9 protein-coding genes are annotated in these 25,612 nt (G+C 68.7%); 5 read left to right on the top strand and 4 right to left on the bottom strand.

Annotated elements, in window-relative coordinates; all coding sequences use genetic code 11:
• Nucleotides 1-5 precede the first annotated feature (5 nt).
• On the bottom strand, nt 6-3,017 hold the full coding sequence (locus ACQP6G_RS08820) for a hypothetical protein (RefSeq protein ID WP_429763911.1): 3,012 nt from the start codon (nt 3,015-3,017) through the stop codon (nt 6-8).
• A 197-nt stretch (nt 3,018-3,214) separates the two neighbouring features.
• Here ACQP6G_RS08820 and ACQP6G_RS08815 point away from each other — a divergent pair, with 197 nt between their 5' ends.
• Nucleotides 3,215-5,083, top strand: a complete 1,869-nt coding sequence (locus ACQP6G_RS08815; protein ID WP_429763909.1) for a DUF262 domain-containing protein — start codon at nt 3,215-3,217, stop codon at nt 5,081-5,083.
• 11 nt (nt 5,084-5,094) lie between these two features.
• Here ACQP6G_RS08815 and ACQP6G_RS08810 read toward each other — a convergent pair whose 3' ends face one another.
• Complete coding sequence (locus tag ACQP6G_RS08810; RefSeq protein WP_429763908.1) at nt 5,095-5,472, bottom strand: very short patch repair endonuclease; 378 nt, start codon at nt 5,470-5,472, stop codon at nt 5,095-5,097.
• Between the two features lie 70 nt (nt 5,473-5,542).
• Complete coding sequence (dcm, locus tag ACQP6G_RS08805) at nt 5,543-7,120, bottom strand: DNA (cytosine-5-)-methyltransferase (RefSeq protein ID WP_429763907.1); 1,578 nt, start codon at nt 7,118-7,120, stop codon at nt 5,543-5,545.
• A gap of 377 nt (nt 7,121-7,497) precedes the next feature.
• Here dcm and ACQP6G_RS08800 point away from each other — a divergent pair, with 377 nt between their 5' ends.
• From ACQP6G_RS08800 to ACQP6G_RS08790, 3 genes are all read left to right on the top strand, one after another.
• Entirely contained in the window at nt 7,498-10,515 is a 3,018-nt protein-coding gene (locus ACQP6G_RS08800) for a helicase-related protein (protein ID WP_429763906.1), read from the top strand.
• Nucleotides 10,515-15,488 (top strand): class I SAM-dependent DNA methyltransferase, encoded by a 4,974-nt coding sequence (locus ACQP6G_RS08795; RefSeq protein ID WP_429763905.1) that lies wholly within the window; start codon nt 10,515-10,517, stop codon nt 15,486-15,488. Before ACQP6G_RS08800 ends, ACQP6G_RS08795 begins: the two co-directional genes overlap by 1 nt.
• 335 nt (nt 15,489-15,823) lie before the next feature.
• Nucleotides 15,824-17,008: a reverse transcriptase domain-containing protein gene (locus ACQP6G_RS08790; protein WP_486606400.1), complete on the top strand. Its 1,185-nt coding sequence runs from the start codon at nt 15,824-15,826 to the stop codon at nt 17,006-17,008.
• Between the two features lie 741 nt (nt 17,009-17,749).
• Here ACQP6G_RS08790 and ACQP6G_RS08785 read toward each other — a convergent pair.
• Nucleotides 17,750-18,979: a DUF697 domain-containing protein gene (locus ACQP6G_RS08785; RefSeq protein WP_429763903.1), complete on the bottom strand. Its 1,230-nt coding sequence runs from the start codon at nt 18,977-18,979 to the stop codon at nt 17,750-17,752.
• 136 nt (nt 18,980-19,115) lie between these two features.
• Here ACQP6G_RS08785 and ACQP6G_RS08780 point away from each other — a divergent pair, with 136 nt between their 5' ends.
• The gene (locus tag ACQP6G_RS08780; protein ID WP_429763902.1) at nt 19,116-25,607 is read left to right on the top strand and encodes a DEAD/DEAH box helicase; all 6,492 of its coding nucleotides are present in this window, start codon (nt 19,116-19,118) and stop codon (nt 25,605-25,607) included.
• Nucleotides 25,608-25,612 lie beyond the last annotated feature (5 nt).

Raw genomic sequence — 25,612 nt, 5'->3', positions numbered from 1 at the left:
TGTGCTCAGTTCTGCAGGAGGTGGGTGATGCGGTGGGCAACCTCAGGGGTGACCCCCGGGTACACGAGATAGCTTCGACGGCGCTCCGGGGCTCGGCAGGAGTCCATGACGACGGCGCGCTGGTACATGCCGGGGAGGCTGGCGCCCAGCGGGACGGCGAGCTCTCGGTTGTGCTCGTCGTAGGCAAGCAGGGCCCGACCACCCAGCTCAGCAGCGGCGGCATGCTTGACGAGGTAGACGTCGGCCCGTGCAAGAGTGCCGTCGACGACGTCCTGCGCGGTTCTCAGGAGGTGCTGCGAGGCGTACCTACCGACCCGGTAGGCGCCCGGACCGTCGACCCCGACCACGTCGATCCAGGCAGCGCGGGCCGGGTCGAACCACTGCACGTCGAGGTGAGGGGGCGCCTTTCGGCGGGGAAGTGCCGCGACGACGCTGCTGAGTGGTGGGAGCGCCGCCGCCAGGGCGATTCCAGCCCGACCGACGACGAGGACGTCCTCGATGCCAAGGTGCTCGAGCACCTCGGCATCAGTGGCGCTCGTCGACCAGCGATCCGGGCTCAGCGTCTGCGCCTCCTCGGTCAGGGAACGGCCGTGGTCTGCAAGGTTTTCCTCAGCCACCTCGAGGAGCCCCGGGGTCCAGAATCCTGCGAGCACCCGCTCCTCCCTGGTGTCGATGACCGAGGTAGGACAGATCTCCCACGAGACCTCAGCGAGCGTCTCGGGTGAACGCCTGACCTCGATGTGCCCGAGTGCTTCAAGAGTCGCGACGAACTCCTTGACGAAGAGGCTGCTCGGGTCGATTTGCCGGGCGATGCCCTCGAGCAGCCTGAACGGTCCGCCACCGGCGAACCGCAGCGCGTCGAGGGCCAGGTCCCATCCCTCCGCGATGCCCTCCGGCCTCGGGGTCGACGGTGGGAGGGCCGCGGCCTCGACGCGGGCGCCGGAAGCAAGTGCCTGCCTCCGTTCGAACTGCTTCCTGTTCTTCCAATAGCTGGCCGAGAAGCGCTTGCGCAGGTCGCAGTTCGTGCAGACGCCCTCGGTGGTCGTGGCAAGCGGCCTGCCCTTCGAGTCGTACATCGCGGTCCCGAGCTCGAAGCGATGCCTGCCCGTGTAGAAGCAAGAGTCTGGCGCCGGTCGTGCCAGCGCGACCGTGCGGGTGCGCTCCTGGTCCGCGGCCGCGCGCCACCAGGGGCGCGCCGGGGGGCGGGACACCTCCGCCCGGTCGCCGACCTCGCCGGCGTCTAGCAGCACTCCCTGCACGACCGGGCCGGCCGCCGCAGTGTCGCCCGCCCCGATCACGGACAGAGGGTCGGCGAGGCCGTGGCTCACCTCCTCGACCCGCGACCACAGAGCCTCGTCCGGCGAGTCCGAGGAGCGCAGATAGATCTCCTTGCGGCTCAGCACGTCCTCACCCACGACCAGCTCGACGGCATAGTCGCCGTCGTCGAGCTCGAGCTCGGCGAGGTCTTGGATCACGCTGCCCGTGCCCTTGTCGGGCCACTCCTCCAGCACGACGAGGTCGTCGTGCGGGTCCCCAGGAGGCCCCAGATCGAGGATGCGGACGACGAACGGAACCCCGACGTCGCTCACCGCCCGGACCTCGGGCGCCCGTCCCGAGTGCCAGCGGTTCCGCAGGCGCCCCGGCAGCGCCAAGCCTCCCGCGAGCTTGAGCTGGCTGCTCGTGAGCGGGACGAGCGAGCGCAGGTCCTGGGCGAGCCGTCCCTCCTCGGCCGGCCGCGAGAAGATCTCCACCTCACGGACCAGCGTCCAGGCGTGGGGTATACCGCGGGTGCTCTGGTCGGTGGTCCATCCTGGCCGGGACACCTCGCGCAGCACCGCCTCCACACCGTCGAGCAGGCGGGAGGACACGAGAAGCGCGACGTCGTCGCCCATGAGCACCTGCTGAACCTCGACCCAGCTGCCAGTGAGGTCGTCCTTGCGGAAGACGACAAGGCCGCGCGGGCGCCGTACCACGCTCCCCGCGAGCTCGTCCGTGATCGAGAGCACGCCCTCGAGCAGACCGGCGGCGTCGACGAGCCCCGGGTCCTGGAAGCTCATGGTCCCGCCGGCGACCTGCTCCACTGTCACCGCCTCGTCCTGCTCCCCGTGCAGGGTGACCTGCCTCGAGACCTCGGGGCGAGGCAGGAAGAGCTGGGGCATGAGCCGGATCTGAGGGCGAGGGAAGGCCGTGATGGAGAGTGCCAGCCGCGCCCTCCCACGTGCTCCGGGCTCGTCGGCCTCAGTGTCGGTGTCCAGACCGTCCCACTCAGCGAGCAGCGTGGCCGCGACCTCGGCGACGCGTCCCTGGAGGGACGGCTTGCGCCACAGGTTCGCCAGGTGGTTTGTCGCCGGTGATTGCGGCTCGTTGATCCACGAGCCGAGCAGCGGGGTCAGCTCAGCGGGAGGAAGCTCGGAGCGCGGCGCAAGCCCGAAGTCGGTGAAGAAGCGCTCGAGCCTCTTCCGGTCGGCCTCTCGCACGAGTGCCTGGGAGACGGCGAGACCGACGTAGCGCAGACCGACGGAGTAGGCGGTCGGGGTGCCTCGTCGGCCGTCCAGGGCGGTCAGCCAGAGGTTGAGGCTCGCCCAGAACGGCTCGGCGACGTCGCGGTAGCTGGTCCCCAGCCTGCCAGCATCAAAGCCCAGCAGGTCGGAGAGGCGACCGTAGTAGTTCTGCGCCGACATCCCGTCCCCTGACGCCATGCGCTCAGCAGCCAGGCTGAAAGTGGCCAGGAGTGCTACCAGAGGATTCGTCGCGGTGCGCCGACCACCGCGCCACGCCCGAAGGCGCTCGCGGTGCCACGCGAAGACCCCTCCGGTCGTGACGAGCGTCGCGGCCACCGCGCCGGCGAGCGCAGGCACGACCTCGTCCGAAGCTACCTCCATGCGGGCGCCCAGAGCTTCGAGCACGTCGCTCTCGAGGTCGAGGTATGCGGGCCGGGGCTCGTCCTGCTCTGGGAGGAGCACGTCCGTGAGCGCGGCGTTCCACCGCTCGTACTCTGCCCGTGCCGCGCTGGTCACCACTGCTTGCCCCCCGCAATGCTCATGCTTCGGTCATACCTCGACGACGGTAGCGCCGCTACCTGACTCAGGAAGAACTCTCAGCGGGCGAAAAATTCGTCCTGTGCCGTTCTGTACCCACCTCCGCATCGGTGGCGGATACGATCTCGTGGGTCTTGCTTTGCCTGGACGACTTGAGCGAAGGAGCAGATGTGAGCATGGAGGACACCGACGTCGAGGATCGCCGCGAGGCCGAGGCGGCCATCGCCGAGGGGCTCGCGATGCTGTCCCGATCGTCCCTCCGCCCCACCGAGGTGGACGTGGTCCGATCGTTCGAACCCGAGGAGGTGAGCTTCTCGGGCGGCCTGTGGCTCGACAGCGTCGAAGCTGTCCAGGACTGGCTCCGACTCGAGTCTCGGCTGGACTCGTTCGGAACTAGCACGTCGATGGCGACTTCTCTCTTCGCGGGGCTGTCGGCCGACCGCCCTCAGGACGCCTTCGCGGTAAGCGAGGAAGACGTCGTGCTGACCCCCTACGGGCTCGATCTGCTGCGCAGCCGTGTCGACCGCGCCCTCCAGCTCAGGGACGCCTTCGTCGGCGACGTCGAGGACGGCTCCGTCGCCTCCGCCACCGCGTCCTGGATCGCCGCGTGGGACGACGTGGTCGACGAGACCGTCTCGGGACCCATCCGGGCGAAGGCCGAGGTCTGGTCGATCCACGACTTCGCCTCCCGCGCGAAGAGCCGTCGCCTCGACCTGAGCCCGTCGTACCAGCGCGGCGAAGTGTGGCCGACCCGCGACGCTCAGCTGCTCATCGAGTCCATCCTGCGGGGGATCCCGCTGCCCTCGGTCATCATCCTGCGCCCGAAGTCGCTCGCAGAGTCTCCCTTCGAGGTCGTGGACGGCAAGCAGCGCCTGACGTCGATCCTCCGATTCATCGGCATGCATCCCTCCGCCCTGAGGGCGGTCGAGGAGGCGAGCCGTGAGCACCCCGGTCACGACCTGTCCCGCCTGTTCCAAACCGACTACCCCGCGTTTCGCAACGCTTGGACGGAGGCCACCGGGGAGAAGCTCACCACCACGCGGGAACGTGAGCTGTTCTTCCCGTTCAAGCTCGCCGGCAGGTCCCCGGGTCTTCTCGGGGCTCTGGCGGAGCTCGGCGGGAAGTACTACCACCAGATCGCCGGCGAGATCATCCGTGTCGGGGGCGAGGAGAGCGAGGTCCGCGACGTCTTCGAGTCCACGACCGACTACAAGGTGCCGGTCATCGAGTACATGGAGGCCACGCCCCGCCAGATCCACGAGGTTTTCAACCTCTACAACAAGCAGGGCAAGCACCTGAACGCCGAGGAGATCCGCAACGCGGTCTACCACGAGGTCGACCTCATGAGGGCGCTGGCAGTGGCTGCTGGCGACGGACCGACGATCTCCGGCGCAGCACCGTTCCTCGCACCGGTCACGGCCGAGGTCGAGGTGATCGCGGAATTCCTCGCCACCTCCGGTGTCGCGGAGAGCCGGTACCGGCGTACCAAGGTCCTCTCATGGCTGTTCTCGATGGCCTTCCTGGAGTCCACCAACGACGACGGCACGCCCCGCAAGCTCTCGACGGCCCACCAGATCAACGCGCTCCTCGACCGGGCGGCCAAGCCTGGCTCCCCGTTCAGCGACCAGCGGCGCATCGCCGACGCCGTCCGCCTGGTGGCGACTGCGATGCGGGCTCACCAGGCTAGCGACGTCTGGGCGCCCAGGTTCAAGGACGGTCGCAAGGGCGAGAAGTGGCAGGACCTGCAGCTGGTCGCGAGCCTGCTCGGCGTCGTCCTGGCTACCGCGATCCTCCCCGACGGCATCGAGGGCGCGCTCCGGTCGCGTCGCGACAACTTGCTCCGCCTCTCGGGGGAGGTCTGGACCCGCCCCACGAAGACGCAGACCTCGGAGCAGTGGGACTACATCGCCACGGTGGCGCTCGGCATCCTCACCGAGATCGGCGCCTCACCGGCGCAGGTCGACCAGGCTCTCCGGGACGGGTACCTCACGTCGTCGGTGCGAGCCTTGACCCAGGTCGCGGCATCCACCGGCGCGCGTCGCTGACGCCCGGGGCGTCAGGTCGAGAGGCGGGACAGGGCCTCGGACACGAGGTCCGCCGCTCTCTCGGGAGGTTCGTGCTCCCACACCCTGACGACGCTCCAACCTCGCTGGACGAGGATCCGATCCGTGTCGGCGTCGCGTGCTCGGTTGGCGGCGATCTTCGTCTGCCACCAGGCGTCGTTCGTCCGCGGGTTCGTCCCGTGGTCGGGGCAGCCGTGCCAGAAGCACCCGTCGACGAAAACTGCCAGGCGACGCCGCGTAAAGGCGACGTCGATGGTACGACGACGCTGACCAGGCACGGGGTAGGCGACCCGGAAGCGCAGACCTCGGGAGTGCAACAGCCGTCGCAGTGCCAGCTCAGGAGCCGTGTCACGTCGCCGTGCACGGCTCATCCTCTGGGAGACCGCCGTCGACGAGGCTCCGGGGTGCGTCGGGACGTGCTGCGGCAGCGGCACCCCGCCGTCAGGCTGCTCGGGCCTCATCGACGTCGTGAGCGCTGTCGGTACGCGCCGCTGGCTCCGCGGACGAAGGCCCGGTTCCGCCGGACCATCGTCGCTCCCAGCGCCTCCTGATCTCACGGAGCCGCGGGTCGAGGTCGAAGGAGTTCTCGAAGTGCTCGATGAGCTGCGCCAGAGCGAACCCGACCGCCCCCACGTGCACAGCGTTGCCGAGCTGCTTGTACGACTCCGCGTCGGTCTGCAGGCTCGCCATCACGTCAGAGACGAAGTCTGGAAAGCCTTGCAGACGAACGGTCTCAGCCGGCGCGAGCCGACGACGCTCCTTCCCCAGGATGGTCGTCTGGTTGATCGCGACGAGGGCCGGGGTGTACGTGTCCTTCTTGACCCGAATCCCCGACGGTCGGAGCTGGATCAGGCACTCGTCCAGGGACGAGGCGTCCTGCGCCTGCCACTCGAACTTCCACCGGCTCTCTGGGAGCTTGTCGTGCAAAGGCTTGACCGTCGCCTCGAGATCGACGCGGTGCTGGTCGATCGTGCGTTCGTTGCTGTCGAGGAAGGCGTTCTTCCAGTGGCTGCCTTCCTGCGCACGGCTGTTGGCGTCGGCCCGCTCTCGTGCCAACCAGAGCGGTCTCATCACACCCGTCCAGATCGGGTGTCCGGGCAGTCGTCGCACGCCGTCGTCCTTGCTCAAGCCGCGCCGCGCGACGACGCGGCGGACGAACGCGTCCCACGCGTCGATCGCTCCGCCGTCCTCGTCGCGGAGCGCGAGTCGCGCACGATCGCCCAGACGCTCGTCCGGCAGGACGACGGGCTCACCGTCGTAGAGCGCCAGCGGGGTCGTGCGGATCCGCCACTTCTGCGGATCCCACGTGCCGTACGAGAAGGCCGAGAACGGTGCGACGTCCCGCAGGAAGGGCCCGTTCTCGTCGGTCCACCGGATCCGGTCCTCCGTGCCCTGAGCCTCCGTGCCGAGAGCGGTCCGATGAACCGCCAGGATATAGATGCGCTCGCGCATCTGCGGAGTTCCGCCCTGGTCAGGGTGGATCCGATGAGGCGAGATCACCGTCGGGTCGTCCGAGACGACGTAGCCGAGCTCGAACAACGAGTCGACGATGGCCTTGAACGTAGGACGATGCTTGGGGCCGGCGAGATTGCGCACGTTCTCGAGGAACACGATCCGCGGCCGCTTGGCACGTACGATTCGCAGAATGTTGTAGAAGAGCGTCCCGCGCGTCGCGTCGAGGATGCCCTGCTGCTTGCCGGACTTGCTGAACGCCTGGCAGGGAAAGCCAGCCGCGAGCACGTCATGGTCCGGAAAGTCCGGCAGGTCGGAGCTCGCTTCCGCCAGGGCCGACTCGGGCAGTACCGGTACGTCGTCGTTGATGTTGCCTACGAACGGGTACGCGCCGATCCCTCGGGCCAGCTCCGGCGTGCGCCAGGCATTCTCGTAGACCGCCCGGGCCTTGTCGTTCCACTCGGCCGCGTAGACGCAGCGCCCGCCGAGCGATGCCAGCGCGGCGTGGAACCCGCCGATGCCCGCGAAGAGGTCGACGAACGTGAACCCCTGGTCGTCGGTGCTCATCGAATCCCCTTGCTGCTTCATGTCGCGGCCGAGCGCATGGTGATCCAAGCCGCACCTTCACGCTCCTGCCATCCACCTCGAACGCGCGTTCAAGCTACCACCGTGCCCACCGCAAGAGCTAGCCGGCACACTGCGTCGTGCCCCACACTCGTTCGCCAGCCCGGAGCGGGCCCGCCGGATTTCACCCGCGGCCGGGCTTTTCCGGGCACACCACCTGGATAACGTCACGGGTCGGGTCTCCGAACGCTTCCCCGCTCGTCCACGCGCGGCAAGGGGCTGGCCCGGGAGAAGATGACCAGAGCGACGGTCCGCTTCATCTGCCTGAGCAACAACCTGGACGGACCACAGACGACGAAGCACCAGCGAGGGGTAGACACGTGACAGCAGTGACGGAGTCACGGACGGAGTTCGACGGCGCCCCGGGGTCGACGGTGGTGGTGCGGGACGAGGAGTGGCTCGTCACGCAGGTGGAGCCGACGACGGACGGTCACTTCGTGCACGTGACGGGCCTGTCGGAGCTGGTGCGGGACACGGAGGCGGTGTTCTCGACGGCGCTCGACACGGTCGAGGTCGCGGACCCCGCCTCCACCAGAGTGGTTGCCGACGCCTCGCCGAAGTACCGCGACTCGCGCCTGTGGCTGGAGGCGATGCTCCGCAAGACGCCGGTGCCGATCGCGGAGGAGGCCCTGACGACGGCGCACCGGGCGCTGGCGGACCCGCTGCCTTACCAGTTCGCGGCGGTGCGGAAGGCACTTGACCCGGGGAACCTGCGGCCGCGCATCCTGCTGGCGGACGCCGTCGGCCTGGGCAAGACGCTCGAGATCGGCATGATCCTGTCGGAGCTGGCCAGGCGTGGCCGCGGCGAGCGGATCCTGGTGGTGACGCCGAAGCACGTGCTGGAGCAGATGCAGTTCGAGCTGTGGACGCGGTTCGCCCTGCCGTTCGTGCGCCTCGACAGCACCGGCATCCAGCGGATCCGGCAGAAGCTCCCCGCGAACCGCAATCCGTTCGCGTTCTTCAAGCGGGTGATCATCTCGATCGACACCCTCAAGAGCGACAAGTACGTGGCACACCTGCGCAAGCACCGGTGGGACGCCGTCGTCATCGACGAGTCGCACAACGTCACGAACGCCTCGACGCAGAACTTCCGCCTCGCCAGCATGCTGGCCCGCCAGACGGACGCGCTGGTCCTGGCGAGCGCGACGCCGCACAACGGTGACCCGCGGTCGTTCGCCTCGCTGATCCGCATGCTGGAGCCGACGGCGGTGAAGCCGGACGGCGTGGAGCTGGACGAGAAGCAGGTGGAGCGCCTGATCGTCCGCCGGCACCGGCACTCCCCCGAGGTCGCGTCCGTGGTGGGTGCGGACTGGGCGGAGCGCAAGGAGCCGCAGAACGTGCTCGTGCCGGCGTCGCCGGTCGAGGAGGAGATCGCCGTCGAGCTGGAGCGCACGTGGCTCTGGCCGGCGAACGGCGCGAGCCCGTACTCCGGCAAGGGCGGCGTGACGCTGTTCCCGTGGACGCTGGCGAAGGCTTTCCTCTCCTCCCCCGCAGCGCTGGAGGAGTCGGTGCGCAAGCGCCTGCGCACGCTCGACGGCGGCGTGGAGGGCGCGGACGACGAGGGGTCGCTCGGCTCCCCCGGCGACGCGCCCGACGACGGCGCCGCGGCGGACAGCGCAGCGCCCGCCGGCACCCGGGCGACCGAGCGGGAGGCGCTCGGCCGCCTGCACGACCTCGCCCGGCGGTCGCTGACGGAGCGGTCGGCGAAGTACGACGCCCTTCTCGCTCACCTCAAGCAGATCGGCGTCGGCAAGGGCTCGGAGATGCGGGCCGTCGTCTTCGCGGAGCGTGTCGCGACGCTCGGCTGGCTCCAGACGAGACTGATGAAGGACCTCGGCCTCAAGGACGAGAACGTCGCGGTGCTGCACGGCGGGCTGTCGGACGTCGACCAGCAGGCGATCGTGGAGTCGTTCAAGCTGGCGTCGTCGCCGATCCGCGTGCTGGTCACGGGCGATGTCGCGTCCGAGGGCGTGAACCTGCACAGCCACTGCCACCACCTGGTGCACTACGACATCCCGTGGTCGCTGATCCGCATCGAGCAGCGCAACGGCCGTATCGACCGGTACGGGCAGAAGCACGCTCCACAGATCACGACGCTCCTGCTGGACCCGCAGCAGACGACGCGGTTCGGCGGCGACATCCGCGTGCTGACGCGTCTGGTGGAGCGCGAGCACCACGCGCACCAGGCGCTCGGCGACACCGCCTCGCTCATGGGCGAATACTCGGTGAAGGCCGAGGAGCGGGCGATCGCGGACGTTCTGCGGCAGGCGAAGGCGCTGGACAGCGTGGTGAAGGAGGTCGAGGAGGTCGTCGCCGACGACGGCCCCGCGGGCCTCCTGGCCCGCCTCATGGGTCTGGGCGCCGCCACCCCCGCCGAGCCCGAGCAGGCCGCGCCCACCGCGGAGACCGGCGGCCGCACCGGCGTCTACGACGACGAGCTGTCGTTCCTCGAGGACGCGCTCGCCCAGATCTACACGACGCCCGGCCAGGAGCCGTCGAACGGCGTCACGTGGCGGACGTTCCCGCAGCAGTCGCTGGCGTCCCTCAAGCCGCCGCGCGACCTGCAGCAGCGCCTGGACGTGCTGCCGCAGTCGTACCTCGCGGACCGCAACGTCACCGAGACGCTGCGCCTGGCGACGTCGGTGCCCAAGGGCAAGCAGGAGCTCGCGAACGCGCGCAGCCGGGAGTCGAGCTCGACGTGGCCGGAGGCGCACTTCCTCGGCCCGCTGCACCCGATCGTCGACTGGGCGTCGGACCGTGCGCTGGCGTCCCTGGGCCGCGACCAGGTGTTCGCGGTGCGCGGTGACGTCGACGCCGTGACGGTGCTGGTGCAGGGCGCGCTGTACAACGCTCGCGGTCAGGTGGTGGCGACCTCGTACCAGACGGTCCTCTTCCCCGACCCCGACAACCCTGCCGGCGGGATGGCGGTCCAGCACGCGTCGTCCGCCGACGCCGTCGCCCACCTGAACCTGAGTACCACCAACACGGGCGGCGTCCCGGGCGCCGGGACGCTGCAGCCGTTCGTGCGGCAGGCGATCCGCTCGGCGGAGGTCGCGGTAGGCGACCAGATCGAGTCGATCCGCACCGAGACGCAGGCACGGGTCGAGGGCTGGCTCGACCGCAGCAGCAGGTGGCGCATGAACGCGACCGCCCTGATCAGCCGTGAGGCCGCCACCCGCGCAGTCGTGGAGAGCCGCACGTCCGACGTCGACGAGGAGTCGCGCCTGGCGCGCGAGATGGTGCCGCACCGCACGCTGCTGCGGCCGCTGCTCGTCGTCGTCCCGCCGGACTTCACGGCACCCGAGAGCACCGAGCACCGCACCGAGGGGAACCACTGATGGCAGCGAGCGACGCGATCGTCGTCGGCGAGGACTGGATCAGCGAGCACTACTTCGGCACGGACGGCAAGCAGTCGTTCCGCACCCGGGTGCTGGAGCGCCGCAAGGCGTGGGACGACGCCGCCAAGGAGGGTGAGCAGACGACGCGCGCCCGGTTCGTAGGCGCGCGCACCGGCCTGCTCTCGACGCTGGCGGGGCTGGGCGAGACCGGTGGCCGGTTCGCCGTGCTGCCCGATCTGTACGACGAGCTACGCACGGTGCTGGGGTACCGGACGGCGGCGCTGCAGTCGAAGAAGGACGGCCCGGTCGAGTGGGTGCATGCGACGGGCCTGGAGGCCGCCGCTCCCCTGGTCATCGTGGAGGCGGTGGCGGTCAAGGACGTCGAGTCGCTGCTCGCCAAGGGCGATCCGGTGAAGCCCGCGCCGAGCGACCGGACGCTCCTGGAGCCGTACGCCGTCGACGACAAGACCGAGATCTTCTCGGTGGCGCGGATGCTGTCGTACCTGTTCGTGCAGGACGACGCCCCGGAGTTCGCGCTGGTGCTGGCGGGCGGGTGGATGCTCGTCGCGGAGAAGACCCGCTGGGCGGAGGGCCGCTACCTGGCCGTCGACCTCCAGCTCGTGGCCGAGCGCGGCGGTCCCAAGGACCCGCGCGGCGGCGAGATGGACACGGCGCTGACGTGCGTCGAGGCGGTGTCGCTCGCCCCGGACCCGGAGGGCAACCTGTGGTGGCCGGGCGTACTGGACGAGTCGGTGAAGCACACCGTGGGGGTGTCGAAGGACCTGCGCGAGGGCGTGCGGCTGTCCATCGAGATCATCGCCAACGAGGTGGTGCGTCGTCGGGAGGCGCAGGGCCTGGAGGCGCTGCCTCAGGGCGAGGCGCAGGTGCTCGCCGGGCAGTCGCTGCGGTTCCTCTACCGCATCCTGTTCCTGCTGTTCGCGGAGGCGTCGCCGGAGCTGGGCGTGCTGCCCGTCGGCGACCCGACGTACGAGCAGGGGTACAGCCTGGACCGGCTGCGCGAGCTGACGCTCATGGAGATCTCCGGCCCGCGCGCCGAGGACGGCACGCACCTCTACCAGTCGCTGCGCACGCTGTTCCGGCTGGTCGACGAGGGGCACGACGGCGCGGCGGGCGCGGCGCGTGTCGAGCGCGTCGACGGCGAGGCGCAGCGGGTGGACGACGGCGCGGACGGCCTGACGTTCCAGCCGCTCAAGGCCGACCTGTTCCTGGCGAAGGCGACCGCGCACATCGACGAGGTCGGGCTGGGGAACGCGGCGCTCCAGCGCGTGTTGCGGCACCTGCTGCTGAGCAAGGAGTCGAAGGGCAAGGACCGCGGGTTCATCTCGTACGCCGAGCTCGGCATCAACCAGCTCGGCGCCGTGTACGAGGGCCTCATGAGCTACACGGGCTTCTTCGCGGACGAGGACCTCCACGAGGTCGCCAAGGACGGCAACTCCGAGAAGGGCTCGTGGGTGGTGCCCGTCGCGCGGTCGCAGTCGATCGCCGCGAAGGACTTCGTCACCACGCCCGACCCGGTCACGGGCGAGCAGAAGCCGGTGGTGCACGAGCAGGGCACGTTCGTGTTCCGCCTGGCGGGCCGGGAGCGGCAGCAGTCGGCGTCGTACTACACGCCGGAGGTGCTGACCCGGTTCACGGTGTCGCAGGCGCTGGTGGAGCTCATCGGCCCGGACGAGGTCAAGGAGGGCTCCGTCGAGTGGGAGGGCCGCGAGGTCCCCCGCAAGATGACCGCCCGCGAGATCCTCGATCTCACCGTGTGCGAGCCGGCCCTCGGGTCGGGCGCGTTCGCCATCGAGGCGGTGCGCCAGCTCGCCGCCGCGTACCTGCGCCGCCGCCAGGAGGAGACCGGCGAGCGGATCGACCCCGACCGCTACGCCGCCGAGCTCCAGAAGGTCAAGGCGTACATCGCCCTGCACAACACCTACGGGGTGGACCTCAACGGCACCGCCGTCGAGCTCGCCGAGATCTCCCTGTGGCTCGACACCATGGGCGAGGGCCTCCAGGCGCCGTGGTTCGGCCTGCACCTCAAGCGCGGCAACTCCCTCATCGGCGCGCGGCGCGCGGTGTACCGGCGCGACCAGCTCGCCAAGAAGGCGTGGCTCAACGCCGTCCCCGCGGACGTGCCGCTCACGCCGTCCGACGACGACGTCGCGGCGGGCAAGGCATCCTCGCTCGGAGACGTCGGTGGGCGCATCCACCACTTCCTGCTGCCCGCCGCGGGCTGGGGCTCGGCCGTCGAGGCCAAGGAGGCCAAGGAGCTCGCCCCCGAGGCGCTGGCCCGCCTCAAGGCGTGGCGCAAGGCCGTTCTGGTGACGCCGTCCAAGAAGCAGGCCGACGAACTCGTCAACCTCGGCCACCGCGTCGAGGCACTGTGGGACCTCGCCCACCAGCGGCTCCGCATCGCCGAGGGCGAGGTCCGTCGGTCCATCGACGTGTGGGGCGCCGACGACTTGCCCGTGGGTGGGGCTGTCACGCGCGAGCAGATCGAGTCCGCTCTGGCTGATGCTCGGGGGGCCTACCAACGGCTGCGGCTCATCATGGACGCCTGGTGCGCGCTGTGGTTCTGGCCGCTGACGGACGGGTTAACCCGGGTTAACGAAACGGACGGTACCGAGGTGACCGTCGAGCCCCCGACCCTGGACGAGTGGATCGCCAGCCTGCGTGCGGTGCTCGGCGTCCACGCCGAGGCCGGAGCCTCCGGGCGCGGCCGGAAGTGGACAGGCGGCGACCAGACCCTCGCGTCCACCGCCGACTGGGACGAGCTCAATGGGGCCGAGGATCTGGAGCTCTCCTTTGCCGGTGTCGCGTCGCCGGAGCGGGTGCTGCGGGAGAACCCGTGGCTGGCAGTGTGCCAACGGGTTGCCACACAGCAGGGGTTCTTCCACTGGGAGCTCGACTTCGCGTCGGTCTTCGCCGCGCGGGGCGGGTTCGACCTCCAGGTCGGAAACCCGCCGTGGGTGCGGCCCGATTTTGACGAAGCAGCAGCGCTGGGCGAGTACGAGGTGGCTTTCGCGCTGGAAGGAAAGCTGGCAACGGGCCGAGCGAACGAACTGCGCAGCACCACGCTCGGCGTGCCTGCCGCCCGGGACTTCTATCTCGACTCTCTCGCAGCGACGGTCGCCACTCGCGAAGCCGTGTCGAGCCCGACCGACTACCCGCACCTTGTCGGCCTTCGCCCGGACCTCTACCGCTGCTTTATGGAGATCACCTGGCGTCACCAGGCGGCCAGAGGGATGACGGCCCTCATCCACTTGGAGTCTCACTTTACCGATGAGAAGGCAGGAGCCCTTCGCGTGGAGACGTACCGGCGGCTACGCAGACACTGGAGCTTCATCAACGTCAAGAAACTCTTCGAGATCAAGGACAATAAGCAGTACGGAATCAACGTCTATGGTTCGCTGCAGTCGCCATTGTTTGTTCAAGCATCATCGCTCTACCACCCCGACACCGTCGAACGCACGCTTGCCCATGACGGAAGCGGTAGCGAGCCCGGGATCAAGGATGCGGACGGGTCGTGGGACGTTAGCCCTCACCGCGGAAGGGTCGTTTGCGTTGATGAGAGAGAATTGTCAATCTGGCACGAGTTGCTCGAAGAGCGCTCCACTCCGGTACATCAAGCGCGAATGGTCTACACGGTAAACCGATCATCCGCAACCGTTCTTGACAAGCTAATCAGGGCGAAGCGAGTTTCCAGCCTTGGCCTGGTTTTTTCCCAGGGCTGGAACGAGACAACCGATTTCAAGACCGGTCGCTTCGTCAAGGGATGGGGCGCACCTGAGGCATGGACGGACGTAATTCTCCAGGGATCACATCTTGGCGTGGCGGTCCCGCAATACAAGCGCCCAAACAAGACGATGCTGCACAACACCGACTGGACTTCGGTCGATCTTGAAGCGCTCGATACCGAAGCGATCCCTGCCACGTCGTACAAGCCGCGCGGCGACCGCAAGACCTACGACGCGGCATACGCGCACTGGACCCGCGATGTCGAAGTCGGCCCGGACGGCAAGCCCACCGACGGCTCCCCCGTCGTGGACCCGAAGTACGTTCGCCACGTTGAGACCACCACCCGTAGCAACGGCACCACCGTCCGCACCGAGACCGTCTCCGCCCGTGCCTTCTACCGGGTCGCGTGGCGAGGCATGGCCGCAAACACCGGTGAACGGACACTGATCCCGGCGATCATCCCGAGGCACGGCACTGAGGTACAGACCATCTCCACGGTCGGCTCGCCGACAGACACTCGCAAGACGGTGCTTGCGGCGTCGTATCTGCAGTCCCTCGTCTCGGACTTCGCTGTTCGCGCCACACCCAAATCGCACGTCCTCTTCTCCACGGTGCAACGCCTCCCCTACGGAGGCGTCGAGTATGGCCGTGAACTCACACTGCGAACCCTTCGCCTCAACTCCGTCACCGACGCATATGCCGACCTGTGGACCGAGTGCTACGACGAGGCGTTCCGTGACGACTCGTGGACGAGCCTCCCAGAGCGAACTGGCTGGGCGGATCTCGGCGACGTTGGCTCGACGTGGACTCCGGAGACGCCGCTGCGTCGGGCGGAGGACCGTCGTCAGGCACTCCTGGAGATCGATGCCCTGGTGGCTCTGTCGCTGGGCCTGACCGCGGACGAGCTGTGCACGATCTACCGCACCCAGTTCCCGGTGCTGTACGGCTACGACACAGGCATCTCAAAGGCACGCCAGGACCTCTTCGACTCCAACGGACGCCTGGTCCCGAACGCCGTCCTGACCATCTGGCGCAAGAAGGGCGGCAACGACGGCCGCTACTCGGACGACGACCTCACCGCCGTCCACCCGGGCAGCGGCGTCGCCTACACCTACGACCTCCCCTTCCAGACCCTCGACCGCGAGGCCCACATGCGCCAGGCCTACGCCGCCTTCCAGAGGCGTCGCAACATCAAAGCTGCTGGCCACTACGCCAAGAACAACTCGTGAGAAGAGAAGCGATGCTTGAGACTCGGGTCGCAGACACACTTCCACTTGACAAAGCTGCGAGCGAAGTTACCTCCACGCCAATGGATCACCTCCCTATCCTGGCTATCGACCTTTGTCTTTCTGGTTCTGAAGGACACGTGATCGACGCTGTACGGTCGGAGTTCGCTGGATCGAACGCTCCGCGTGGAGAAACCATCTCCATGCCGAGGAAGGGATACGGTCCGAGACCTGTCTACGTTATGCCCACAACTGCGAGAACTCTCTACTACGCGTTAAGTTCCGCGGTAGCTCCGGATCTTCCCCCGCCTTCGCGCACGAAAGAACGCTGGGAACGAATGACCGAGGTGGGCATGGGCGCCTTTGACAGTGGCTACATTGTTGAATTCGACATTGCTTCCTGCTATGAGTACATAAGCCACGAACTACTGCGCCGTGAACTCACCCTCCAGACAGGAAGCCCTGCGCTTCCGAAGGCTATTCATGGACTCCTGGGTTCAATCTCTCCGCGAGGTCACGGCCTTCCGCAACTCATGAGCCCTAGCGACCTACTGGCTGACACGTACCTCGAAGCGGTCGAACGCAGGCTGGTCCGCGAGGGGATCTCCGCGGAACGATATGCCGACGACTTCCGGGTCCTATCGAACACTTGGGAATCAGCCAACACGGTGATCGAAATCGCAGCGGAAGTGATTCGCGACTACGGACTTGTGTTGTCCACTTCCAAGACCTCGGTAATGAAGTGTGAAACAGCGCGGGAGCGCGATGCGCACGGAAACGAGCTTCTATCCTCATTGCTTAATGACAGAATCGTCGTCCGCACAACGCGCACTTCGAGATACGACGAAGTGTTTGATGACGACGAAGATATATTCGGAAGTCCATCTGACGACGACATATTCGAAAGTCCATCTGCAGGAAACGGCGAGTGGGCAGTTCTGCGGGCATGGGAGAATAATTCGTTCAAATCTTCGCCGGAGAAGCCGTTCGTTGAACTCTTGCCCACCCTTCTCTCATCGCTAGCGTCAGACCACAATCGTATTGGAGACGACATTCTCCAGCAGATCGTGTTCGAAACCCCTTTGTGGCTCGGCAAGGTCCTCGATTATGTCGAACGCCGCAATGCCAACGAAGCGGCCGCCAATAGGCGCACCCTTCGAACTCTCTGTAACATGGGTCGGCAGAGCCCCTGGGCGAAATTGGTTCTTCTGGACCAGATTGAGAAGTCCATTGGCGTTCAGGAGGCCAAAGAGGAGGACGGGGAGGCGTTGCTAAAATGGGCACATGAGCAAGCGACGTCACGCTATGAAACGGTACGCACACAAGCAATTTGGCTGCTCTCCTCACTAAAGCTGACAACGGAGGACCACCTGTTACACGCCCTCAGGCAAGCGACTCCGTTAAGCATCCCCGCTCTGGCGGGCGCGGCGGCAAGAATGCCAGAATCGAAATTGACCCGATCTCTTCGCGATGAAAGTAGCCTGTCACGGGCTGCCTACAAAAGCGCTCGCAACGCATCATGATTCCTGTGACTCTGAGTTCGTGGGCAGAGAGTGCATTGATCGGACTTGCTGCGCTCAGCGAATCGTCGACAAGCGACCCCGGCGTGAGGCGCCACTTGGTAGTTTCATCCTGCGCGATCGCGGAGTCCTACGCCGACGGGCTCACAGATTCAGGCATGAATTCAGTCCTGGGCCCAGCTGGAAGTTCAGACGTTCGCTCATGGCTATATCAAAAGGCGAGAGACGATGTTAGCACGAGCTGGGCGCGCCGGATATCGTGGCTGCAGATGCTTTACGGAGTTGAGAGGGATCACGATGGCCCCATTGGCCGTCTCTTGCGAGTTGTTGATCTCCGGAACTCACTCGTTCATGGCGACGGCGGGCTGTCACCGCAACAGCTTTCTAAGAGCATTGACGCACAGCGGAACCTGCTTCGCGACTTCGCAGACCACTGGAAATGTGTCGCGGAGCGTGGCTCATTATTCGTTACGAGTGAAACCTGTGGACTCGCAATCCTTGCCTCGCGGAGGTTTGTTCTGAGCGTCGATGCAGCAGCCCACGCCTCCGCGCCCCGCATGTTTGCGCACCGGTAGCAGTTCTTTCCCGATAGCCGTTCTATCGAGGCATCCTCGCCGACATAGATCTGCCCGAGTGTCCGTCTCAGGTCGCAGACCTATAAGGCATTATCCGGCCGAGCGCGGTCTTGGGACGGGAGAACTCTCGCGATAGCTGAGCGCGACTCGGTTCGGTCACGGTACACATTTAGGCAGGCCGGGAATTGTTCCGAGACATCCTGGCGAATTTCATGTAGTACTTGAGCACTTGCTGTGCGCTCGGCCCATAGTCCTTCCAAGCCTGCTCGATGTCGTCCAGGTTCACCTTCTTGGTGTGAACCGCTTCGCACAACCGCATCCACGACTGCCCTGTGACGTAGGTGATGGTGCCGGCCACCGCCGCGTTGATGATCCAACCAACGCCGGGGATCACCTTCACGATGCTCCGCGCTGCCGCCCTGCCCGCGTACTGCACGCCGAGCTGTGCCAGCGCCTGCGCCGACAGGACGACCTTGAGGTCGATCCGGTAGGCGGCGGCGACCTTACCCATCATCGTCAGTTGGACGGGTGCGAGCGCCACCGCGTCGGCGAAAGGGATGGGGGTCGCCGCGATCGCCATGGCGGATGCCGCCGCCGAGTTGATGTAGCGCTGCGCCAGCTCTCGCTTGAGCGGGAGAGACAGCTGCTGGACAACCCGGAGCGCATCCTGGTTCTCCTCCGGGGATGTCTCCAGCGTCTGGGAGAGCAGATCCTCGAGGCCGTGCTTCGGGCCGCCGAACTTCCCCTGATCGACGGCGGCCGTCATGACGGTGCCCGAGACGGGGAGATCAATCAGGTTCCCGCTCTCGTCCCGCGGGTCCTGGAGAAACTCGAGCATCTGCTTCGCCTCACCAGACGGCGCCCAGCGGCCGGTGATGCCCTCCTTGGCACGCTGCACCTTGGTGAGCACCAGGATGACGTGCAGACCCTTGTCCGCGAACGTCCTGATCAGACGGATGTCGTTCTCGGTGATCCGTCCCGACGACGCCTGGATGCAGTACCAGACCACAGCGATCTGCTGCTCTCGCGGCCCGGCAGCGATCTCGCCGAGACCCTCGGCGACGTGGTCCTCAGGCGATTTCGCCGAGCCCGCCTCGAACCCCTCGAAGTCCCAGATGCCGAGGGATCCGTCCGGGTTGAGGTGGTAGTCGATGCCCTTGGTGACAGGCATTCCCACGCCAGTCGGCGCACTGTCCTTGCCGAAGATCGCATTGATGAGGGACGACTTACCGACGCCAGTTCCGCCGACGACCGCCAGGTTGAACCGGCCGATGCTCGCGCCCTGTTCCCGTTCCGCGTCAAGGATCGGGGTCGGGTCGAGGGTCGGATCAGCCTCCCAGTCCTGCACCCTCTCAGCACGTTCACTCTTGGTCCGTCGCCCCTTGTCGGTGCGGCTCATCGCAGAATCCTCTCCGTCAGTGATGCCGACCGTATCGGCGCGCGGGGCAAGCACATTCCCCCCTGGCGGGTGAAGTCTTGGGTCTCCGCCAACCCCTGCTTGGGAAGTTGCCTCGGGAGTCTGAAACGATGCCGAGGTGAGCGAGCTCCTCCCCGTGTCCCAGGCCGAGTCGCTGCGCGCTGCGCTGCTGGAGTACCTGGGCACCACGTTCGCCCTGGCGGACGCGAGCACGCGGGCGTCGTTGGAGGAGTTCCTGCGGTCGCCGGAGTCGGGTCTCTTCCGTGGCCCGTACGTGCGGCTGCGGCTGCCGTTCCGCGCCGCGGACCCGGGCTGGCGGGAGTCGCTCGACTGGTACGAGGGCTTCCCGCCCTACGGGCACCAGGCGGCAGCCTTCCAGCGACTGTCGTCGCTGGCACCGGACGGCGGGCTCCGCCGTCCGCAGCCGACGCTGGTGACGACGGGCACGGGTTCGGGCAAGACGGAGGCGTTCCTCTACCCGATCCTCGACCACGTGCTGCGCGCGAAGCGGGCCGGTCTGGGCGGCATCAAGGCCGTCATCCTCTACCCGATGAACGCGCTGGCGAACGACCAGGCGAAGCGCCTCACCGAGCTCCTCACCTCCCAGCCCGCGCTGGCCGGGATCACGGCAGCGCTGTACACGGGCGAGCAGGGGCCCACCCGCACGAAGGTCACCCGGGCCGGGTTGATCAACGACCGCCCCGTGATCCGGGACTCGCCGCCCGACATCCTGCTCACCAACTACAAGATGCTCGACCAGCTGCTGCTGCGCCGCGACGACGCGAAGCTGTGGTCCGCGAGCGCCCGTTCCCTGCAGTACCTGGTGCTGGACGAGTTCCACACGTACGACGGCGCGCAGGGCACGGACGTGGCGATGCTGATCCGGCGGCTGGGTCTGGCGCTGAAGTCGCACTGGCCCACGGACGCCGAAGCACTCTCGGCAGCCGGGCTCACCGACGCGGACGTCGCACGTCCCCTGGGCATGGTGACCCCGGTGGCGACGTCGGCGACGCTCGGCGACAAGGGCGACGCGACGGCGATGCTCGAGTTCGCGCGCACGGTGTTCGGCGAGGAGTTCCCGACCGACTCGGTGGTGACGGAGTCCCGCCTCTCGCTGGCGGAGTGGCGTGGGGACGCGGACATGGTCGCGGGCGCCCGCGGGTTGCGCCCGGTCGAGGTCGACGACGTCGTCGCCCGAGACCTGCTGGACGCCCTCTGGGCGGGCGACCCGACCGATCCCGACGCCACGACGCGCACCGTCCTGTCCCACCTGTTCCGGGTGGCAGGGGGCAGCGGCCACGTCGACCCCTCCGGCGAGCGGCCAGACCTGTCGGCCAACTCCGACGACGACCTGCTCGACCTGGTCAAGGCGCACCCGTTCGTCACGGGCGAGCGCGGCCTCGTGCAGCGCACGGAGCAGGCAGTGGACCTGGCGGACCTGGTCACCGACCTGTTCCCGCCGTCGTCCGACCCGACCTGGCCGGGGCGCGCCGAGCAGACGCTCACCGCAGTGCTCGCCGCGCTGTCGCACCTGCGCAAGGTGACCGGTCGAGGGGCGCTGTCGTTGGACGTCCACCTGTGGACGCGCGAGCTGACCCGCCTCAACCGCACCACGGCGGGCGTGGCACAGTTCCGGTGGCAGGACGAGGGTGTCGTCGTGGAGGACGGCGACGACGACGGCGGCGGAGACGCCGCCCGGGTGTTCCCGGCGGTCTACTGCCGGCACTGCGGCCGATCCGGCTGGGGCGTGGCCCTCGCCCCGACGGGCACCGACCTCGACACGCAGGACAACGACATCCGTGGGCGGCACCTGCGCAGCGACGAGCGGTTCCGCGCCCTCGTCCACGCCCCGGCGGAGGGTGAGCGCGCGGAGGCCGGCGAGAAGGTCGACGGTCTGTGGTGGTTCCTCGTCGGGCAGCGCCGCCTCGTGACGGCCGTGCCCGCGGGCGACGAGGCGGAGGCGGGCGTGCTCCCCGTCCTCGCGCACCCCATGGACGACGCCGGCGGCAAGCCGTCCAAGGACGACGACTGCCCCTCGTGCGGGCAGAAGGACGGCATCCGGTTCCTCGGCTCCGCCATCGCGACGATGCTGTCGGTGTCGTTGTCCAGCCTGTTCGGTACCGCCGGGCTCGACCCGGCGGAGAAGAAGGCGCTGGTCTTCACCGACTCCGTGCAGGACGCCGCCCACCGCGCCGGGTTCGTCCAGTCCCGTTCGCACGTGCTGACGCTGCGCGCGGTGCTGAGGAACGCCGTCGGCGACGAGCCCGTCGACCTCGAGACGCTCGTCGACCGGGTCGTCGCCGATGCCGGGGACGACCCCCGCAAGCGGTACCGGCTGCTGCCGCCGGACCTTGCCGAGCGGGAGAAGTTCGCGCCGTTCTGGCAGGCCGAGTCGTGGGCGAAGGTCCACCACACGGTGCGCAAGCGGGTCCGCCGTCGCCTGCTGCTCGACGTCCTGATGGAGCACGGCCTGCGCTCCGCCGTCGGCCGCACGCTGGAGGCCACCGGCACGCTGGTGGCCGAGGTCCGGGCCGACCCCGACGTCCTGCTCGCCGCTGCCCGCGCCGCGCTCGACGAGGCCGACCGGCAGGGTGTGCTCGACGACTTCGAGCCCACCGAGGCAGACCTGCGCGCCTGGGTCCGCGGCGTCCTGGAGCACATGCGTACCCGCGGCGCGATCGACCACGAGTGGTTCAAGAAGTTCCGCGAAGAAGACGGCAACCGCTGGTGGGTCACCGGTGGGCGCCGCCGCCACGACGGCATGCCGGGTTTCGGCAAGGGCAGCAGCGCGCCGGGCTACCCGCGCGTCGGCGGATCCGTCACCACGGGCGCGGGCGCGAAGAGCGCCGGCGACGACCTCGAACCCGTCGGCTCACCCCGCGGCTGGTACGCCGCATGGACTCACAAGTGCCTGCACGTCGACAAGACGGAGGGCGCGACGTTCGCCCGCCTGCTGCTCAAGCACCTCTCGCGGCTCGACGTCGTCGGGACTCTCCTGTCGTCGTCGGGTGGCACGACGTACCACCTGGACCCGCACGACGTCACCGTGCAGGCCGCCGACGCCGTGGCCCTCGACGCCGGGGACCGGTGCCTGGAGTGCACCGACTGCGGCACGGCGCTCCCCGCGACGGGTACCGTCGTCGACCAGCTCGACGGCGCACCCTGCCTCGTCGCGCGCTGCACCGGACGGCTGCGGCGCCACGCGGTCGCCGACAACTTCTACCGCCGCATGTACGAGGACTCCGACCCGGCGCGCGTCGTCGCCCGCGAGCACACCAGCATGCTGGAGGACGAGGTCCGGCTGGCCTACGAGACCGCGTTCAAGTCGAAGAGCCCGGAGCCCGACGCCCCCAACGTGCTCGTCGCGACCCCGACGCTGGAGATGGGCATCGACATCGGCGACCTGTCCGCCGTCGTGCTGTCCTCCCTGCCTCGCACGGTCGCGTCGTACCTGCAGCGTGTCGGCCGCGCCGGGCGCCTCACCGGCAACTCCCTCGCCCTGGCGTTCGTCACCGCCCGCGGCGACCAGCTCCCCCGGTTCAGCGAGCCAGGCGGCGTCATCAACGGGGCTGTCCGGCCACCGGCGACGTACCTCGGCGCCGAGGAGATCCTGCGCCGCCAGTACGTCGCGTCGGTCGCCGACGAGCTCGCCCGCCGGGCTGACGCCCCGCACCCCCGCACGGCGTCCGACGCCCTCGGCAACAGCGAGCCCGGGTCGTTCCTCGGCGAGCTCGTCGCCCTGTCCGAGGCCGAGGGCCCGGCCATGCTCGACCGGTTCCTCGACGGGTTCGGCGAACTCGCCGACGAAGTGAAGGACGGTCTGCACGCCTGGGCGCTGCCGTCCACCGTGAACGGGGAGCCGGTGCCGTCCGACCTCGCCGCCCGGGCGCACGCCGCGTCCCTCGCATGGCGGTCCCGCATGGAGACCCTCGCGTACCGCGAGAAGGAGATCCAGACGGCGATCAACGCGGCCGACGGTCTGCGCATCAAGGCCGGGTCGCCCGCCGCCACGAGCGACGACGAGCGCGCGCTGCGCACCGCGCAGGCCGCGCTCAAGCTCACGAAGTACCAGCTGGCGCAGACGTCCTCGGACCACTGGGTCGGTGTGCTGGAGGAGCACGGCCTGCTGCCCAACTACACCCTGCTGGACGACTCCGTGTCGCTCGAGGTCTCGCTCTCCTGGGTCGACCCCGACTCGCAGGACTTCCGCACCGAGCACATGGAGCTGAACCGAGGCTCTGCGCAGGCTCTGCGAGACTTCGCGCCCGGCTCCACGTTCTACGCCCGCGGGTATGCCATCGCCATCGACGCGCTCGACCTCGGCCGCGACGACGACGCGCTGCGCACCTGGGCGTGCTGCCCGCAGTGCGGGTACACCCAGGACGTCTCCGGTGCCGGCGCTCCGGGAGCGGAGGCCTCCCCCGCCGCGTGCCCGCGCTGCGGCGACCCCGGCATCGCCGACGTCGCGCAGCAGGTCGAGGTGGTCGAGCTCAAGCGGGTCTCGTCGGTCATCCGGCGCGAGGAGGCCACCATCGACGACCGGCACGACGAGCGCGAGCGCGAACGCTTCACCATCCGCACCCTCGCCGACGTGGACCCGGCGGCCGTCACCCGGCAATGGTTCGTCAAGGACTACGGGTTCGGTGCCCGCTACCAGCGGCAGATGACCATCCGTTGGCTCAACCTGGGCAAGGCGTCCGCGCAGGGCGCGACCGTCGAGCTCGCCGGGCAGCCCCACGACGTCGCGATGTTCCGTGTGTGCGAGCAGTGCGGCAAGCTCGACACCTCCACCGGGGCCAACCGCGCCTCCGAGCACAGGCCGTGGTGCCCGCTGCGCAAGGCCAGCAACGAGAAGGTCCGCACGGTGGCGCTCGCCCGGTCCCTCACCACCGAAGGACTGGTGCTGCGGCTGCCCGAGTCCGTGACCATCGGTGACGACTTCTCCCTGCCGTCCCTGCGCGCCGCTCTCCTGCTGGCCGTGCGCATCCGCATCGGCGGCGACCCCGACCACCTCGAGGTCACCGACGTCGTCGACCCCAGCCCCGCCGCCGACAGCCCCGCCGAGGCCCTGCTGCTGCACGACGTCGTCCGCGGCGGCACCGGCTACCTCGCCGAGCTCGCCGACCACGAGGCCGTCTGGGTGATGCTGCGCGACGCCTGGCAGCACCTCGAGGACTGCTCCTGCCAGACCGCCATCAAGCTCGCGTGCGAGCGCTGCCTGCTCCCCCACGCCGCCCCCCAACACGTCGAGCACGTCTCCCGCGCGTCGGCTGCACGCCACCTCAAGGCGATCCTGCTCGGGCGCTCGCAGGTCGGTGCCGACGACACGGTCCCCGCAACGAGCCCGTGGTCCGTCACGGTGGACGAGCCGGTCGTGGCCGACCCCGAGTCCCACATCGAGCTGCTCTTCCGCAAGGTGCTGCGCCAGCGCCTCGAGCAGATGGGCTCGACCATCACGGAGAAGCCCGGCCCCCAGGGCAACACCTGGTCGATCACGATGCCGGGCGGAGCGCTCTGGCGGCTCGAGCCCCAGGTGCTCGTGCACGACGCCGGGACCAAGCCCGACTTCGTGCTCCGCAGCGACCGCGCGAACGTGCCCCCCACGGCCGTCTACACGGACGGGTGGCGGTTCCACGCCTCGCCCGCCGTCAACCGCCTCGCTGACGACGCCACCAAGCGCCAGGCGCTGCGCGATCTCGGCTACCAAGTGCTCGCCTTCACCTGGGAGGACCTCGACGGCACGCAGCCCACCACGGTTGACGTGCCGTGGCTGCACCCGCAGGCGACCGCCGCCGTCCTGGCGGGCGCGAAGGATTCTCTCTCGCCGGCCACGGTCGGCCTGGTGGCCCGTCCGCCCCTGGACCTGCTGCTCGACTGGTTAGACCGCCCTGACCCGGACGGGCGAGCCCAGCTCGCCCGCTGGATGCCGCTCCTCGCGGCGCCGTCGCTCACGGGCGGTGTCATCTCCACCGAGGTCGGCATCGACGGCATCGCCCTCGACGTGCTCGACGGAGCTGACCTGCCCAGCGGCACCCGGTTCGGCGGGGTGTGGCACCACGGGACCGTGGCGATCGGAGTCCGCGAGTTCACCCTGGGCACGTACGAGATCGCCGTCGTCCTCGACGACGCCCCGGACGCGCTCGGCCGCGAGCAGAAGGCCGCGTGGCGCGAATGGCTGCGGCTGTCGAACCTGCTCAACTTCCGTGACGACCTGCCCGTGCGGATCACGACCCGCTCACTAGTCACCGGCCTTGCGGCAACGACCGCGCAGCCGTCGGCGGCAGAGGCCGAGGAGGCGAGCCGGATCGAGACGGCGCTCAGGAGCGCGCTCGACGCCCACCCGGCGTGGCAGGAGGTGGATGCGCTCGCCACCGAGGCGGAGCACGCCCTGTTGGTCGAGATTCTCGATGTCGCCCAGCTCGGGGTCGCCGCCCCGACGATCGGCGACGAGGTCGGCGACGGCGTGCCGCTCTCCCTGTCGTGGCCCGCCCTTAAGGTGACCGTGCGGTCCGACGACCTCGACGAGGCGACGGTCGGGCTCCTCGTCGCCGAGGGCTGGACCGTCCTCGATCCCGACTCCGCTGCCATCCGTGCAGCGCTGACCCACTGACCCGG

The organism is Isoptericola nanjingensis (genome assembly GCF_050311635.1).
Taxonomy (GTDB): Bacteria; Actinomycetota; Actinomycetes; order Actinomycetales; family Cellulomonadaceae; genus Isoptericola; species Isoptericola nanjingensis.
The sequence above is the reverse complement of the archived record's forward strand: the minus strand, read 5'-3'. Positions and strand labels throughout refer to the sequence as shown.